This is a genomic window from Aureisphaera sp. (genome assembly GCF_059726885.1).
This window is the reverse complement of record NZ_AP041051.1, coordinates 866,485-880,212: the sequence shown is the minus strand read 5'-3', so window position 1 is coordinate 880,212 and position 13,728 is coordinate 866,485. Positions and strand designations below refer to the sequence as shown.

Here is a 13,728-nt window from a genome sequence, read left to right as displayed (position 1 = left end):
GCTTTTACATTAGCATAATATGATTGGACTTTTTTTTATAAATTGTTGCTGCAATGTTACTTAATCGTTAACATCTAGCCTTATATTCGGGGCACGTTTTATAATGGACTATATTTAGCTCGCTGAACACGTAACTTTCAAACATGAAGAAAAAGCACACTAAGATTTTATTGGTCGACGACGAACCGGATATCTTAGAAATTATTGGGTACAACCTATCAAGCGAGGGATACCAGATTTACACTGCTGAAAATGGCCTGGAGGCTATTTCACAAGCCAAAAAGCAAAAACCCCACCTTATTATACTAGACGTAATGATGCCCGAAATGGATGGTATCGAAGCCTGTGAGAAACTAAGGGCAATCCCGGATTTATCTGAAACAGTGATTACATTCCTAACAGCTAGGGGGGAGGATTATTCTCAAGTTGCCGGTTTTGAAGCCGGAGCGGACGATTATATAACCAAGCCGATAAAGCCTAAGGTATTGGTGAGTAAGGTGAAAGCCCTTTTAAGAAGATTTAAGGAGGGCGATGAACAAGACACCAATATTAAACTAGGGAATCTTGTAATAAATAGGGAAGAATACAAAGTACTAAAAGGGAAGGAAGAGATCATTCTCCCACGAAAGGAATTCGAATTATTGGCTCTATTGGCCTCGAAACCGGGTAAGGTTTTTAAGCGTGAGGACATCTTGGATCGAGTTTGGGGCAATGAAGTTGTTGTTGGAGGAAGGACTATTGACGTACATATTCGTAAATTGCGGGAGAAAATTGGTGACGAAAGATTCAAAACAGTAAAAGGTGTAGGCTATAAGTTTGTAGTTTAATGGCCAGAAACTTTAAGAGAACATATAAATTCGCGGGGTATACCTCGACGTTCCTAACCGTCTTTTTAACACTCATTCTGGGTGTTTTTTTTTACGTGCATGGAGGCATTAGCTATTGGTTTTTGCTTTTGTTCTTTGGCCTTTGCTATTCGTTCTCTTTTTTCATCATCCAGTATCGTGTCGAAAAATTCATTTATAAACGTGTAAAACGCATTTATGACGATGTAAAGTTGTTGGACGCCTCTACTTTTGATAGGAGGCAGGTTACGACCGATATGGAGACGCTTACCAAAGAACTGGAACGCTTCGCAGAAAATAAAAAACTCGAAATTGAAACATTGAAGGTGAGGGAGAACTATAGAAAAGAGTTCATGGGGAATGTGTCACATGAACTAAAAACCCCTCTGTTTACGGTACAGGGATATATTCTTACCTTATTGGATGGCGCCATGAAGGATAAGAATGTCCGAAAAAAATACCTTCAAAGGGCAAGTAAAGGGGTCGAGCGCCTCATTTATATTGTAAAGGACCTGGACATGATCACCAAACTGGAAGTAGGGGATCTTATACTTTCCCGCGAGGATTTCAATATTATTGAATTGGTGCAGAACGTGTTCGACTTACTGGAAATTAAGGCTCAAAAGAAGGGAATAACACTAATCTTTGATATTGAATACGACGACAGCATTATGGTAAATGCTGATAGGGAGCGTATGCAGCAAGTATTGACCAATCTTATTGAAAATTCAATTAAATACGGCAAAAAAGGGGGGACTACAGAAGTAAGCGTAGAAGATTTAATAAAGAATAAAGTAATCCTGAGAGTTACAGATAATGGGGAAGGGATAGAAAGTGAGCATATCCCTAGATTGTTCGAGCGCTTTTATCGTGTAGACAAAAGTGGCTCCCGTAAGGAAGGGGGGAGCGGATTAGGCTTGGCTATTGTTAAACACCTCATTGAAGCCCACAGCGAAAAAATCTATGTAGAAAGTCAAATTGGGATTGGCTCGGAATTTTCATTCACTATGGAAAAGGCCAAATAGTTTTTCGTAATCTATTTCCGTTTTAAAAGACCTAAGCCCACTGTAAAGGGGAATCTTGTTCAATTGCTGAAGAGTAAATTGATCCTGTTTACAGGACGGGACAATTCCTTTCTGCTTTAGTTGTTTGGCAAGGTATTTCTGTTCGTATTGGCCGGGAGTGGGTATGAAGAACGCATCTTTTTCCATAGCGGCAAGATCCATAATGGTGGTGTAACCCGAGCGGGAAATTACCAGTTTACTTTCATTGATGCTTCTCTCTAGATCCTTGCTCTGCATGAAATTTACAATCGTGATGTTGTTTTTTGAGTATATTTTGTTTTCTTCTTCAACCACTCCTCTTACCAATAGCACTTTTTGGTCACTATCCATAAAGCTATCGATCATCTTTACTTCCAATAAGGTGCGTTGAGGTTCTGGTCCAGAAAGCAATAGGAGCACGTCGTATTTTAGGGTCGCTTCTTTTTTCTCCATTCGACTAAGGGCCCCAATATATTTAACTGGAAAATTCAATTCTTTGGGGTGGCCTAATTTTCCTGTAAGATTCACAGGATCATCAACATCTGGAACCCAGCACTCATCGAATTTCTTTATTATTTTTTGGTGCATTTTACTACTAAGAAATGAAGTATTGCCGCTTAAAACATTTAGTTGGTGCGTAATAAAAACCGAAGGCACTTTTTTGTTTCGCACTCCCATCCGGTTATCACTAATGATCCCATGTATTTTTTTCTCCGATACCAATTGCTTCACAAGGCGTTTTTCTGCAGTGATTGTTTTCTTTATTTGGGGTAGTTTTAGTAACATGTTCATTTTAAACCAAGCTCCTTTTTTCGGGTACGTAATATCGTATGAAGGCAATTCAACGAAAGGAAGGTCTGGGAATTCCTTGCGAAGAATTAATAGGGCGCCTCCGTCGCTACCCAAAAGGACGCCATATCCAGCCTTAAGTAAGGCCCTAATAATAGGGATGCATCGGGTGGCATGCCCAAGACCCCAATGTAATGGGGCAACCAATATGGTGTTGCGTTTTTTCAAGTGGATGAAATTGTAATTATATTCATGCAATTCATGATAAAACAAAGGTAATGATTCTAACACCCCACTAATATTTCCTTAATTTTACCGAAATTTTAATCAAGTATTAAATCTGTGGGAAGCAAGAATAAACTTAAGCGGTTTAAAGAGAACGAAACCTTCGGTAATGTGATACAACCCTCACGGGAAGAGGTCACAAATGGAGATTTTATCCTGAAAGGGAAATGGGGTTCAGATTTTTTTAAAAATAAAAATCCCATCGTTTTGGAGTTGGGTTGTGGTAAGGGTGAATATTCTGTAAGCCTGTCACGAAAATATCCAGGGAAAAACTTCATAGGTGTGGACATAAAAGGGGCCCGGTTTTGGAGGGGTGCAAAAACTGGCATAGAAGATGGTTTGGACAATGTTGCTTTTTTGAGAACACAGATAGAACTTATTGAAGGTTGTTTTGCACCTAATGAGGTGGATGAGATCTGGATAACGTTCCCGGACCCACAAATTAAGTACAAGCGTACTAAGCACAGACTCACTAACAAGGTGTTTTTGGAGAAGTATCGGAATGTATTGAAACCAGGAGGGTATATTCATTTAAAAACTGATAGCGAATTCATGCATGGGTATACTTTAGGGTTATTGCATGGTTTGCAAGAAGAGATTCTCTATGCCCACCATGATGTTTATGGAAGTGAAGGCTCACCTCCCGAGGTTACCTCCATCCAGACATTTTATGAATCCCAATATCTAGAGGTTGGTAAAAAAATAACCTATATCCGATTTCGGTTACGTTCCGAATAAATCTGTATATTCACGATAACAAACTAACCGAATGTCTATCCTTTCAAATTTTCTTATTGGCTTTATAGCGGCTTTAATCGGGGTAATCCCTCCAGGATTATTGAATATGTCTGCTGCGAAAATAAGTATGAAACAAGGGCGTAAAGTGGCGATGCTATTCTCTATTGGGGTTAGTATTACCGTGTGTATACAAACGTTTATCGCCTTGCTTTTTGCTAGGTATTTAGATATGCACCCCGAAGTGGTAGATATACTTCAAAAGGTAGCCCTTGGGATTTTTCTCTGTATCACGGTGTATTTTTTCTTTATCGCAAAAGACACCAGAAGGGAAGTTCCCAAAAGTGTAAAAAAATCGAAGACCAATAGATTTTTTTACGGAATACTGTTGGCAGCCCTTAATTTATTACCCTTACCCTATTGGGTTTACATAAGCATCACCTTTGGAGCATTCGGCTGGTTCTCTTTTGATCAGATCGAACTTTGGGCAGCTGTAATTGCATCAGGCTTAGGCACATTTGTGATGTTAGCCATGTATGCTCAATTCTTTCGTAAAAAAGAAGATGGTCCGTTGTTCAACTTCAATATGAATTATGTCATTGGCTTGCTTACGGCTATCATTTCTGCGATTACTCTAATTAAAATTGTAAACGCAATCTAATGGCCGAGGAAAAGAGCTTTTTCGAAAAGGTATATGACGTGGCAAGGTTAATTCCCTATGGAAGGGTAACGAGCTATGGAGCCATAGCTCGCTATATAGGTGCCGCAGGAAGTGCTAGAATGGTAGGATGGGCAATGAATGGTGCGGGTAAATACCCCGATGTTCCTGCTCATAGGGTGGTTAATAGAAAAGGACTTTTAACAGGGAAACACCATTTTTCGGGCACTAATTTAATGCAGCAATTGTTGGAAAGTGAAGGGGTAGAAGTAGAAGAAAATGCAATCCAGAATTTTGAGGGAGTGTTCTGGGATCCAAGCAAGGAGCTGTGACTTTAATCTCTTATTAATCTCAAGTTAGTTTTTTTATTGATGGATTGGTTTTATATTGCGAAGCCAATCTACATCTTACTGCAATGAAGTATGTATTTAGTTTTCTTGGTTTTATGCTTGTGGCCGTAATGTTTGGCCAACAGGCACAGCGGACCAGTATGGGTATGAGTGGAGGTACTTATACCGTGGAAAATGGAGAATCAAGAATCTATGTGTCCCAAAGCGTAGGTCAGGAAGGGATCATTGGAAGTTTTCAAGGATCGGAATATGGGGTACGCCAGGGATTTCAACAACCTCCTATCCGTATAGTTTCTATATCACAAAATGATAATGCCCTCGATGCCGTTGTCTACCCAAATCCGGTAGCAACTGTGGTTACCGTAAAATTTAATGAAGCAGTTCTGGGTTCCATTCAAGGGAAACTATTTGATGTTTCAGGGAAAGAGGTGTTTTATAAGGAATACGACCCTATGCAAACACTTACAATCGATTTATCTCACTTGCCAGTAGGGACCTATATCCTAGTTGTAGGAACACAGGGAAAGCAATTTACATCTCGCCTTATCAAAAATTAATACTCTAAATGAAATACTTTTACTTAATCATAAGTTTATTAACCATTTCCACGAGCGCTTTACAGGCTCAAGAATTATTTGTTGAAGGAGGAAAGTCTATCACCTCTTTTTCCTTTCAGGATGTTTTTTCTGATGAATTGGATAATTTACGTTCTACCAATCATACTTACATAGATCTCGGATACAGGGGAAAACTTTTTGGAGAACAGGTTCAGTTCATTGGAGGGTTGGGGTTGCACACCTATGGGTCAATAGGAAGTGATAATAGCCAGAATACGTATTTCGAGTGGGAAACAACCTATGCTAGTATACAGGCAGGTATAGATATAAAGGTGATAGAGGCTAATCGCTTTTCATTTCATGTAAGGGCTACAGTAGCTCCAGAATTTTTAATGAGCGGCACAAGGGTTCTTAACAATGAAGTGTTAGATATAAGAGGCAGGGAGGATTTCGATACTCCCATCATCTTTTTAAGGGGAGCGGCTTCTTTCGAATATAAAATCAACAGTACCATGGCGGCTTTTTTACAGTACCGATATGGTCAGGGAACCCAATTGGAAAAAAGTGCCTCAGGAGGAGAGCTCACCTATTTCTCCCAGGACTTTGGATTGGGGCTCATTTTCAGTATAAAAAATGGAGAGTCTCAAGGAGGGACATCTCAAGATAATCAGTAAGGAAGATGAAGAATATACTATTTATAATTGCATTTGCTTTCGCAGTCACTGCGCAGGCTCAAACAGACGGAATAAATTATCAAGCCGTTATTATTAATCCAGATGCGCAACAAATCCCGGGGCCTGATACCACGGGAACTGTATTGGCAGAAGCTGATATTTCCTTGCGATTTACCATTTTGAACGAAGATGGTTCCGTGGTGTACCAAGAGGTTATGGAAACCACTACAGACCCTTACGGAATGGTAAATGTTTTTATAGGATCGGGAACTGCGTCATCCATTAGTGATTTTAACCAAATAAATTGGGATGGAACCCCACGTAACCTTGCTGTAGAGCTTGATATGGGTCGTGGTTTTGTTTTCCTAAGTATGGAAACACTCACGTTTATTCCACAGGCATATCACAGAAACATTATTGCAGATGGCGATTTAACCGTTCAGGGAATAGCCACTTTTAATAGTGATTTTGTGATTGAAGGACAGACGACCATCAATAGCGGATTGGATGTTGCTGGCGATCTCAACGTTGGGGAAGACCTAACGGTGACCGAAGATTTGAATGTTGGAGAGGATATCGTGGCAGGAGATGATTTAACGGTAAATGGCCGTACCGACCTTAATGGAAACTTATTTGTAAATAACGAAAGCGTTGCCATATTGAGCGGAAGGCTCGAAGTGGGAAAAAATGCAGTAATCGAAGATGTACTGGCTGTAGGAGGAGGAGCTTCCATTGGTGGCGATATAGATGCAGGTAGTAACTTGAGAGTAGTAGGAAATCAAACCATTGGCGGTAGATCCAATGTTGTGGGAAGCCAAGGTATTGGAGGTGATCAGACCGTAAATGGACGTCAGATTATTGGAGGCGACTCTAGGGTGGAAGGAAACCAGACTATAGTAACGGATCAACAAATTAATGGAGAGCAACTTATTCTGGGCAACTCAATTATCCTAGGGGATACATCCGTAGAAGGAACCATGGAAGTAGGGGACGCACTTAATGTATCAGGTCCGGGTAATTTCAGTACCGATCTTACCGTGGCACAAGAATCAAACCTTTTAGGCACACTTACCGTTGAAGGCGAAACTGCTATAAATGATGATGTAGCTATCTCGGGAGACCTTGACTTAACAGACTTTTTAACCGTAGGCCAAGGAGGTTCGGTAGGAGGTAACTTCGATATCTTCGGAAAAGCAACGATTTCTCAATCACTTAAGGTAGATGGCACCACAGTGCTAGAAGGAACATTAAAAGTAAACAATGGCAGTGAATCATTTTTGAACGGTCCACTTCAAGTAGACGGTCGTACAGATTTCAATAATGCTGTTTTCGTTACCAATTCATCGCCTACCACTTTAGAAGGAACGCTGGATGTTGTTAAGGATGCGTTCTTCGGGGATGATGTAATTATTGATGGAACGCTTACCGTAAATAATAATTTAACACTGGACGGTCTTAACGTTAGTGGAAGTAGCAGCAATCATATTGCGACATTCGAAAACACCGGAAATGGTGGTGCCGATGGGATTGCTATTCAGATAGATACTCCGCAACTTGGTTCAGAAAACCGCTTTGTCACATTTTATGGGCAAAACGATTATGTAGCTGGTAAAATTGAAAGTTATGAAGCAAGCGGCATTGGCTCTGGACAGGGAGGTGTCGTTTATGGTTCTACTGGTGCAGATTATGCCGAATGGTTAGAAAAGGAGAATACAGAGGAGGATTTTAGAATTGGTGAAGTAGTAGGAATTAAAGGAGGGAAAATTTCACGCATAACAGAAGGTGCAGATCATGTACTTACCATTTCCATGGCACCAATTGTATTGGGAAATATGCCGGATGAAACACGTAAAGATGATTTTGAAAAGGTTGGGTTCATGGGTCAAGTTCCTGCAAGGGTAAAAGGACAGGTGCGTATAGGAGATTATATCGTCGCTTCCGGAAATAATGATGGGTATGCAATGGCTGTAAGTCCAGAAGATATTGGAATTGAGCACTTAAAAAGAGTGATTGGAAAAGCCTGGTCTGCTTCCAACAAAGAAGAATCGATCATCAATGTTTCTGTGGGATTAAAAAGCGGGGAATGGGTTCGTATTTTGAAGGATCAAGAGACTCGTATAGAACGATTGGAATCTAAATTGAAGTCATTGGAAAATCTATCAGAAAGATTACAGAAGATGGAATCCAAGATGGATGTTATAGATATGAATTAGATCTTTGCGAAGACAAACATATTGAAGAGCCTATTCTTTTAGAATGGGCTCTTTCTTTTATACCCCTATAAATCATTTCAATGGTTCCTTTTTATATTACCAAATCTACACCGTATCTTTGCATTTAGAATAAGTCTAATTAAAGACATATCAACATAATTGCTTTGTGAACTAGATGAAATTCAATAAAAAAGAAATACTAAAAGCACTAGAAACCATCACTTTGGCGGGAGAAGGTGCAAATATGGTAGAAAGTGGTGCTATTCAAAACGTGATTACTTTCGCCAATGAGGTGATCGTGGATCTGAAGATGAGCACTCCTGCCATGCATATTAAGAAGCGGGCAGAATCCGACATCATTAATGCCATTAAAGAGCACATTTCCCCGGAAGCCGATGTGAAGGTTAATATTAAAGTGGAGGCCGCTCCTCAAACCCAAAACCCCAATTTAATTAAGGGGAAGCCCATTCCGGGAATCAAAAATATCATTGCCGTAGCTTCAGGAAAGGGAGGAGTCGGAAAATCTACCGTAACTGCGAATTTGGCCGTGACCCTATCAAAAATGGGATTCAAGGTCGGAGTTTTGGATGCAGATATTTATGGTCCTAGTATGCCGCTCATGTTCGATGTGTTCAATGAGCGACCTTTATCAGTTAATGAAGGTGGAAAGAGTAAAATGAAGCCAATAGAAAACTATGGGGTCAAAATTCTCTCCATTGGGTTTTTTACAAAGCCCAATCAGGCAGTAATTTGGAGAGGTCCAATGGCATCAAAAGCACTGAATCAATTGATTTTTGATGCTGCCTGGGGCGAACTTGACTTTATGCTGCTAGACTTACCTCCAGGAACAGGGGATATCCATTTAAGTATCATGCAGTCCCTTCCCATAACCGGAGCGGTAATTGTAAGTACCCCCCAGACTGTTGCCTTGGCCGATGCCAGAAAAGGAGTTGCCATGTTTCAACAAGAAAACATTCAAGTACCCGTGCTAGGTGTAATTGAGAACATGTCCTACTTTACACCAGCCGAATTGCCCGATAATAAGTATTATATTTTCGGAAAGGAAGGAGCGCATAACTTAGCGGAAGATCTGGAAATTCCCTTTTTAGGAGAAATTCCCTTGGTTCAGAGTATTCGTGAAGCAGGAGATGCAGGTCATCCAGCAGCTTTGCAAACTGCTACACCTATAGAACAAGCTTTCGAAGCAGTCACAAAAAGGGTGGTAGAAGAAACGGTTCGAAGAAATGACGACCTACCTCCGACGGAGGCGATAAAAATTACAACTATGGCCGGCTGTAGTGCCGTAAAATAAAACTATGAGTAAAGACGAGTTAACTCAAAAAGTAGAAACTGCACTTGAAGAAATACGACCTTTTCTGCAAAGTGATGGTGGTGACATTTCATTACTGTCTATTGAAGACGGTAAGATTGTGAGAGTACAATTGCAAGGCGCCTGTGTAGGTTGCAGTGTGAATCAAATGACTCTCAAGAGCGGAGTTGAAATGACCATTAAAAAACATGCTCCCCAAGTAGAACAGGTGATCAACGTAGAAGGCTGATAACGATCATATTTTGTGTATTACATTCCCTATATTTTTGCCGTTAAATTGATTCTCGTATTGGTATGATTAAAACCGATATTCTTATAATTGGAGCTGGCCCCACAGGATTATTCACTGTTTTTGAGGCTGGTTTATTAAAATTGAAATGTCATCTTATCGATGCCCTTCCTCAACCTGGAGGCCAATGCGCCGAGATTTATCCCAAGAAACCAATTTACGATATCCCTGCATTTCCTGAGATTCTAGCCGGTGATTTGGTCGATAATTTGATGAAACAGATTGAGCCGTTTCAGCCAGGATTTACCCTAGGTGAGCGGGCCGAAACAATCGAAAAACAAGAAGACGGCAGCTTTATAGTTACCACCAACAAAGGAACACAGCACCAAGCACCCATTGTTGCCATAGCGGGTGGTTTGGGAAGTTTTGAACCAAGAAAACCCCCTATACCTGAGATTTCACGATATGAGGATCATGGTGTAGAATATATTATTCGCGACCCAGAATTATATAGGGATAAAAAGGTTGTTATTGCAGGAGGTGGGGACTCTGCCTTAGATTGGAGTATATTTTTAACCGATGTTGCTTCACAAGTGACTTTAATTCATAGAAGAAATGAATTTAGGGGTGCCTTGGATTCTGTGGAAAAAGTGCAGGAATTAAAGGATCAAGGGAAAATAACCCTCATTACCCCAGCAGAGGTAAAGGATATTTTAGGAAAGGATAGAGTTGAAGGCGTAGCGGTTAAAAAAGGAGAAGATACCTTAACATTAGAATGCGACCATTTTATTCCACTTTTTGGTTTAGCACCCAAATTGGGTCCCATTGCCGATTGGGGCTTGGAAATTGAAAAGAATGCAATTAAAGTGGATAATTCATTGGATTATCAGACGAATATTCCCGGAATATATGCCATTGGTGACGTAAACACCTATCCTGGAAAACTAAAACTTATACTTTGTGGCTTTCATGAAGCTACGCTAATGTGCCAAAGCGCCTACCAACGAATCTATCCAGATAAGAGATATGTCATGAAATATACAACCGTGGGCGGAGTAGAAGGTTTCGATGGTTCCAAAAAAGAGGCTCCAAAGGCTGTTGTGAAGGCTATTGAATAATAAAGGACGAAGCATTCTTGAAAGATATCACCATACATATTACAGATAGGGAGGGAACCAAGCATGAAGTGCTAGCGCCAACCGATATGAATATGAATCTTATGGAGGTCATTCGCTCATATGAATTGGCGCCAGAAGGAACCATAGGAATTTGCGGAGGCATGGCCATGTGTGCATCCTGTCAATGTTATGTGCTCAGTGAACATGAGTTACCGGAAAGAAGCGATGATGAAGAAGCCATGTTGGCCGAAGCCTTTTTTGTTGAGGACAATAGCCGTTTGGGTTGCCAGCTCCATATTCATCCGGAACTACATGGATTGGAAGTCCAACTTGCTCCAGAAGAGTAGATTTTTCTTACAAAAGTTTAAAATTGATATATTTGGGAACCAACTAACTATGTTATTATGGCCTCCCGCCTCATTCTATTGTTGCTTTTTGCGGTGACCTTCTTTCCATTGTGGGGGCAAGATGCTATGATCGATAGCCTGCAAAAAAGGTTAAATGAGGACTTGTCTCAGGAGGATAGGGTTCGTGTTCTTACCAATATAGGTGTACGGTATAATAATAAGCAGGTTTATTTCGATAGTGCATTTTACTATACCGAAAAAGCTTTTCTGTTAGCTAAGCAATATAACTTAGAGAAAATGCAAGCCAATACCCTATTCAATTTAGGGATTATTCATAACTCCATAAACGATTACTCAACTGCAATTTCCTACTACGAAAAATCTAAAGAAGTAATTGAAAGATTGGGATTAACAGGCCCCTTGGGAAATGTATTGAACAACATTGGAGGTTGTTATTTCGAGTTGTTTGAATACGATACTGCTATTCGATATTACAAAGAAGCCCTGACTATTGCCGAAGAACAGGGAGATTTAAATAGTGTCGCAATAGATTATATGAATATTGGGGAGTCCCTTTATAAGAAAGGGGATCTTCAAGGGGCTAAACTGAATCTTGAAAAGGCAATTGAGATCATTTCCACCGGAGATTTTGACCCTGCCACAGTACATCTGTTCTATGGAAGAACATTATATGCTTTGGGCGATATGGAATTGGCCAGGATGGAAGGTGAAAAGGCTTTACAAATATCTGAAGGGGAGGGAGACACAAGATATATTGCAGAGTCTAGTGAGCTACTAGCAAAAATATATGTCGAACTAGATGATTTTAAGTCTGCACACAAGAATGAACGGAAGTTTCGAATTTATAGCGATAGTCTAAATACAGCGAAAGAGATAAATGAAATAGAGAAGTTGAGACTTAATTTGGAGCTACAGGAAAACAAGGAGCAATTGGCTCTTGTCATGCAGAGAACCAAGTACCAAAACATCATTTATATCTTGGTCTCTTTTGTGGCTATTATACTTGTCATTCTGGTATTTCGCCAACGTAAGATTGTAAAAATGACCAAGGAAATTCATACCATTCAGAAACGATTGGTAGGACAGGAATTAGATAAACGGGAGTGGAAAAGAAAAAACCCGAACGTCTCTTCTTTCGAAGCCGCACGAAAACAGGATGAAGAAATATAACTTCCTAAACACCTGTTGAAAAACTTTCTAATTTATCCTCTTATATTTCCTATTTTTAAGGAATGCTAATCCAAATTCCACTCACCTTTCCAAGCTTTAACCTGTATAGCACACCTTTACTAATATTAGTGTTACAAGGATTGGTTTTTGCCGCGCTATTATTTTCTAGATACTTTTCAAAAAAGAACATATCCGACCTGTTATTGGCTACTATCCTGTTGATTACCTGTTACCACCGCACAACCTATACCATAGGTTTTATGGATTGGTATGACACTTACAGAAACACCAAAATAAACTACTATCTCATAAATATGGGGTTGGTATTTGCACCCTTACTGTATTTCTATGTGAAGAGTATTACTGTTTCAGATTTTAAGTTCCAAAAGAAGGATATCTGGCATTTTATCCCATGGGGGATCTACTTTGTACTGAAAATGATCGTTTTGATTTATGATGCGCAACAACCAGGGTTCTCCGAAACACAGAATGGCCCCTTGGTGGTGAACTTTCAATGGAAGTATATCGACCCTTTCCATAGTCTCTTGCTCTATTCGCAAATGTTATTATACCTAGCTTTTACTTTTCAACTTTTTTATCAGTATAGGCGGAATATTCAGCAATTCTTTTCTAATGCCTTCAGTTTGGAATTGAATTGGATGCGGAATTTTTTATTTATATATGCTGCGCTTTTTTTGTATGATTTAGGGCAGACCATAGTAAATATGGCTATTTCCGAATTAAGTTGGACCCAGAAATGGTGGCTTCACTTTTTCAATGCCTTGGCGATTATTTATATAGGTGTAAAAGGATATTTTACAGATACGGGGAGATTAAAAGGGCTTCAATTCAATGGAAGCCAACAACTAATGGCACAGGATGCCCAAACCTCGGATAGAACGAAGAAAAATAATGATGACCTAAGTGGCAAGGTGTCCAAAGTAACCCAGTATTTCACAGAAGAAAAGCCGTACCTAAACCCTGAGCTCAATCTGTTAAATCTATCGGAAGCGCTTTCCATGAATAGGGCCGAACTTTCTGAAGTGATTAATGTAGGTTTTGGTAAGAACTTCAATGATTTTGTGAATCAGTATCGCGTAGAGGCTTTCAAGGAAAAGCTGGCAGATGGGAAACACCGTCAACTTTCCTTATTGGGAATTGCCTTTGAATGCGGTTTCAACTCCAAAGCAACCTTCAATAGGGTATTCAAAAAGCTTACCCAACAATCTCCCACACAATACCTTTCTTCCCTGTAAAAAGCACCTTTTGGGACGGCTCAAATCGTATTTGAGACCTCTCTAGACTATTTGAAGCGCAGGATTCGTGCTTGTTTTTCAATTTTGAACCGTTGAACCAAAAAAACA

15 protein-coding genes are annotated in these 13,728 nt (G+C 39.9%); 14 read left to right on the top strand and 1 reads right to left on the bottom strand.

The window, feature by feature from the left end; all coding sequences use genetic code 11:
- Positions 1-143: 143 nt before the first annotated feature.
- Positions 144-827: a response regulator transcription factor gene (locus AC6JAD_RS04070; RefSeq protein WP_461302421.1), complete on the top strand. Its 684-nt coding sequence runs from the start codon at positions 144-146 to the stop codon at positions 825-827.
- On the top strand, positions 827-1,870 hold the full coding sequence (locus AC6JAD_RS04065) for a sensor histidine kinase (protein ID WP_461302422.1): 1,044 nt from the start codon (positions 827-829) through the stop codon (positions 1,868-1,870). Before AC6JAD_RS04070 ends, AC6JAD_RS04065 begins: the two co-directional genes overlap by 1 nt.
- Here AC6JAD_RS04065 and AC6JAD_RS04060 read toward each other — a convergent pair.
- Positions 1,844-2,905 carry a glycosyltransferase gene (locus AC6JAD_RS04060; RefSeq protein WP_461302423.1) on the bottom strand — a complete coding sequence of 354 codons (1,062 nt, stop codon included), beginning with the start codon at positions 2,903-2,905 and terminating at the stop codon, positions 1,844-1,846. The genes AC6JAD_RS04065 and AC6JAD_RS04060 overlap by 27 nt on opposite strands.
- A gap of 114 nt (positions 2,906-3,019) precedes the next feature.
- Here AC6JAD_RS04060 and trmB point away from each other — a divergent pair, with 114 nt between their 5' ends.
- The 12 genes from trmB to AC6JAD_RS04000 all read left to right on the top strand — a co-directional run bounded on the left by trmB (position 3,020) and on the right by AC6JAD_RS04000 (position 13,620).
- Positions 3,020-3,700 carry a tRNA (guanosine(46)-N7)-methyltransferase TrmB gene (gene trmB, locus AC6JAD_RS04055; protein ID WP_461302424.1) on the top strand — a complete coding sequence of 227 codons (681 nt, stop codon included), beginning with the start codon at positions 3,020-3,022 and terminating at the stop codon, positions 3,698-3,700.
- Positions 3,701-3,731: 31 nt separating this feature from the next.
- Positions 3,732-4,358: a LysE family transporter gene (locus AC6JAD_RS04050; protein ID WP_461302425.1), complete on the top strand. Its 627-nt coding sequence runs from the start codon at positions 3,732-3,734 to the stop codon at positions 4,356-4,358.
- Positions 4,358-4,687: an MGMT family protein gene (locus AC6JAD_RS04045; protein ID WP_461302426.1), complete on the top strand. Its 330-nt coding sequence runs from the start codon at positions 4,358-4,360 to the stop codon at positions 4,685-4,687. The genes AC6JAD_RS04050 and AC6JAD_RS04045 overlap by 1 nt, the downstream gene beginning before the upstream one ends.
- Before the next feature lie 83 nt (positions 4,688-4,770).
- Positions 4,771-5,262, top strand: a complete 492-nt coding sequence (locus AC6JAD_RS04040; RefSeq protein ID WP_461302427.1) for a T9SS type A sorting domain-containing protein — start codon at positions 4,771-4,773, stop codon at positions 5,260-5,262.
- 8 nt (positions 5,263-5,270) lie between these two features.
- Positions 5,271-5,936 (top strand): hypothetical protein, encoded by a 666-nt coding sequence (locus AC6JAD_RS04035; RefSeq protein WP_461302428.1) that lies wholly within the window; start codon positions 5,271-5,273, stop codon positions 5,934-5,936.
- Positions 5,937-5,941: 5 nt separating this feature from the next.
- On the top strand, positions 5,942-8,149 hold the full coding sequence (locus AC6JAD_RS04030) for an autotransporter outer membrane beta-barrel domain-containing protein (protein WP_461302429.1): 2,208 nt from the start codon (positions 5,942-5,944) through the stop codon (positions 8,147-8,149).
- A 175-nt stretch (positions 8,150-8,324) separates the two neighbouring features.
- Positions 8,325-9,461 (top strand): Mrp/NBP35 family ATP-binding protein, encoded by a 1,137-nt coding sequence (locus tag AC6JAD_RS04025; protein ID WP_461302430.1) that lies wholly within the window; start codon positions 8,325-8,327, stop codon positions 9,459-9,461.
- A 4-nt stretch (positions 9,462-9,465) separates the two neighbouring features.
- Positions 9,466-9,708: a NifU family protein gene (locus AC6JAD_RS04020; protein WP_461302431.1), complete on the top strand. Its 243-nt coding sequence runs from the start codon at positions 9,466-9,468 to the stop codon at positions 9,706-9,708.
- A 65-nt stretch (positions 9,709-9,773) separates the two neighbouring features.
- Positions 9,774-10,826, top strand: a complete 1,053-nt coding sequence (locus tag AC6JAD_RS04015) for an NAD(P)/FAD-dependent oxidoreductase (RefSeq protein WP_461302432.1) — start codon at positions 9,774-9,776, stop codon at positions 10,824-10,826.
- 17 nt (positions 10,827-10,843) lie between these two features.
- On the top strand, positions 10,844-11,173 hold the full coding sequence (locus AC6JAD_RS04010; protein ID WP_461302433.1) for a 2Fe-2S iron-sulfur cluster-binding family protein: 330 nt from the start codon (positions 10,844-10,846) through the stop codon (positions 11,171-11,173).
- Positions 11,174-11,230: 57 nt separating this feature from the next.
- Positions 11,231-12,364, top strand: a complete 1,134-nt coding sequence (locus AC6JAD_RS04005; RefSeq protein ID WP_461302434.1) for a tetratricopeptide repeat protein — start codon at positions 11,231-11,233, stop codon at positions 12,362-12,364.
- A gap of 62 nt (positions 12,365-12,426) precedes the next feature.
- The gene (locus AC6JAD_RS04000; RefSeq protein ID WP_497866035.1) at positions 12,427-13,620 is read left to right on the top strand and encodes a helix-turn-helix domain-containing protein; all 1,194 of its coding nucleotides are present in this window, start codon (positions 12,427-12,429) and stop codon (positions 13,618-13,620) included.
- Positions 13,621-13,728 lie beyond the last annotated feature (108 nt).

Bases quoted from the DNA above. Each gene is read 5' to 3' on its own strand.
- AC6JAD_RS04070 (WP_461302421.1), top strand. From the start codon at position 144: ATGAAGAAAAAGCACACTAAGATTTTATTGGTCGACGACGAACCGGAT.
- AC6JAD_RS04065 (WP_461302422.1), top strand. From the start codon at position 827: ATGGCCAGAAACTTTAAGAGAACATATAAATTCGCGGGGTATACCTCG.
- AC6JAD_RS04050 (WP_461302425.1), top strand. From the start codon at position 3,732: ATGTCTATCCTTTCAAATTTTCTTATTGGCTTTATAGCGGCTTTAATC.
- AC6JAD_RS04045 (WP_461302426.1), top strand. From the start codon at position 4,358: ATGGCCGAGGAAAAGAGCTTTTTCGAAAAGGTATATGACGTGGCAAGG.
- AC6JAD_RS04040 (WP_461302427.1), top strand. From the start codon at position 4,771: ATGAAGTATGTATTTAGTTTTCTTGGTTTTATGCTTGTGGCCGTAATG.
- AC6JAD_RS04035 (WP_461302428.1), top strand. From the start codon at position 5,271: ATGAAATACTTTTACTTAATCATAAGTTTATTAACCATTTCCACGAGC.
- AC6JAD_RS04030 (WP_461302429.1), top strand. From the start codon at position 5,942: ATGAAGAATATACTATTTATAATTGCATTTGCTTTCGCAGTCACTGCG.
- AC6JAD_RS04025 (WP_461302430.1), top strand. From the start codon at position 8,325: ATGAAATTCAATAAAAAAGAAATACTAAAAGCACTAGAAACCATCACT.
- AC6JAD_RS04020 (WP_461302431.1), top strand. From the start codon at position 9,466: ATGAGTAAAGACGAGTTAACTCAAAAAGTAGAAACTGCACTTGAAGAA.
- AC6JAD_RS04015 (WP_461302432.1), top strand. From the start codon at position 9,774: ATGATTAAAACCGATATTCTTATAATTGGAGCTGGCCCCACAGGATTA.
- AC6JAD_RS04005 (WP_461302434.1), top strand. From the start codon at position 11,231: ATGGCCTCCCGCCTCATTCTATTGTTGCTTTTTGCGGTGACCTTCTTT.
- AC6JAD_RS04000 (WP_497866035.1), top strand. From the start codon at position 12,427: ATGCTAATCCAAATTCCACTCACCTTTCCAAGCTTTAACCTGTATAGC.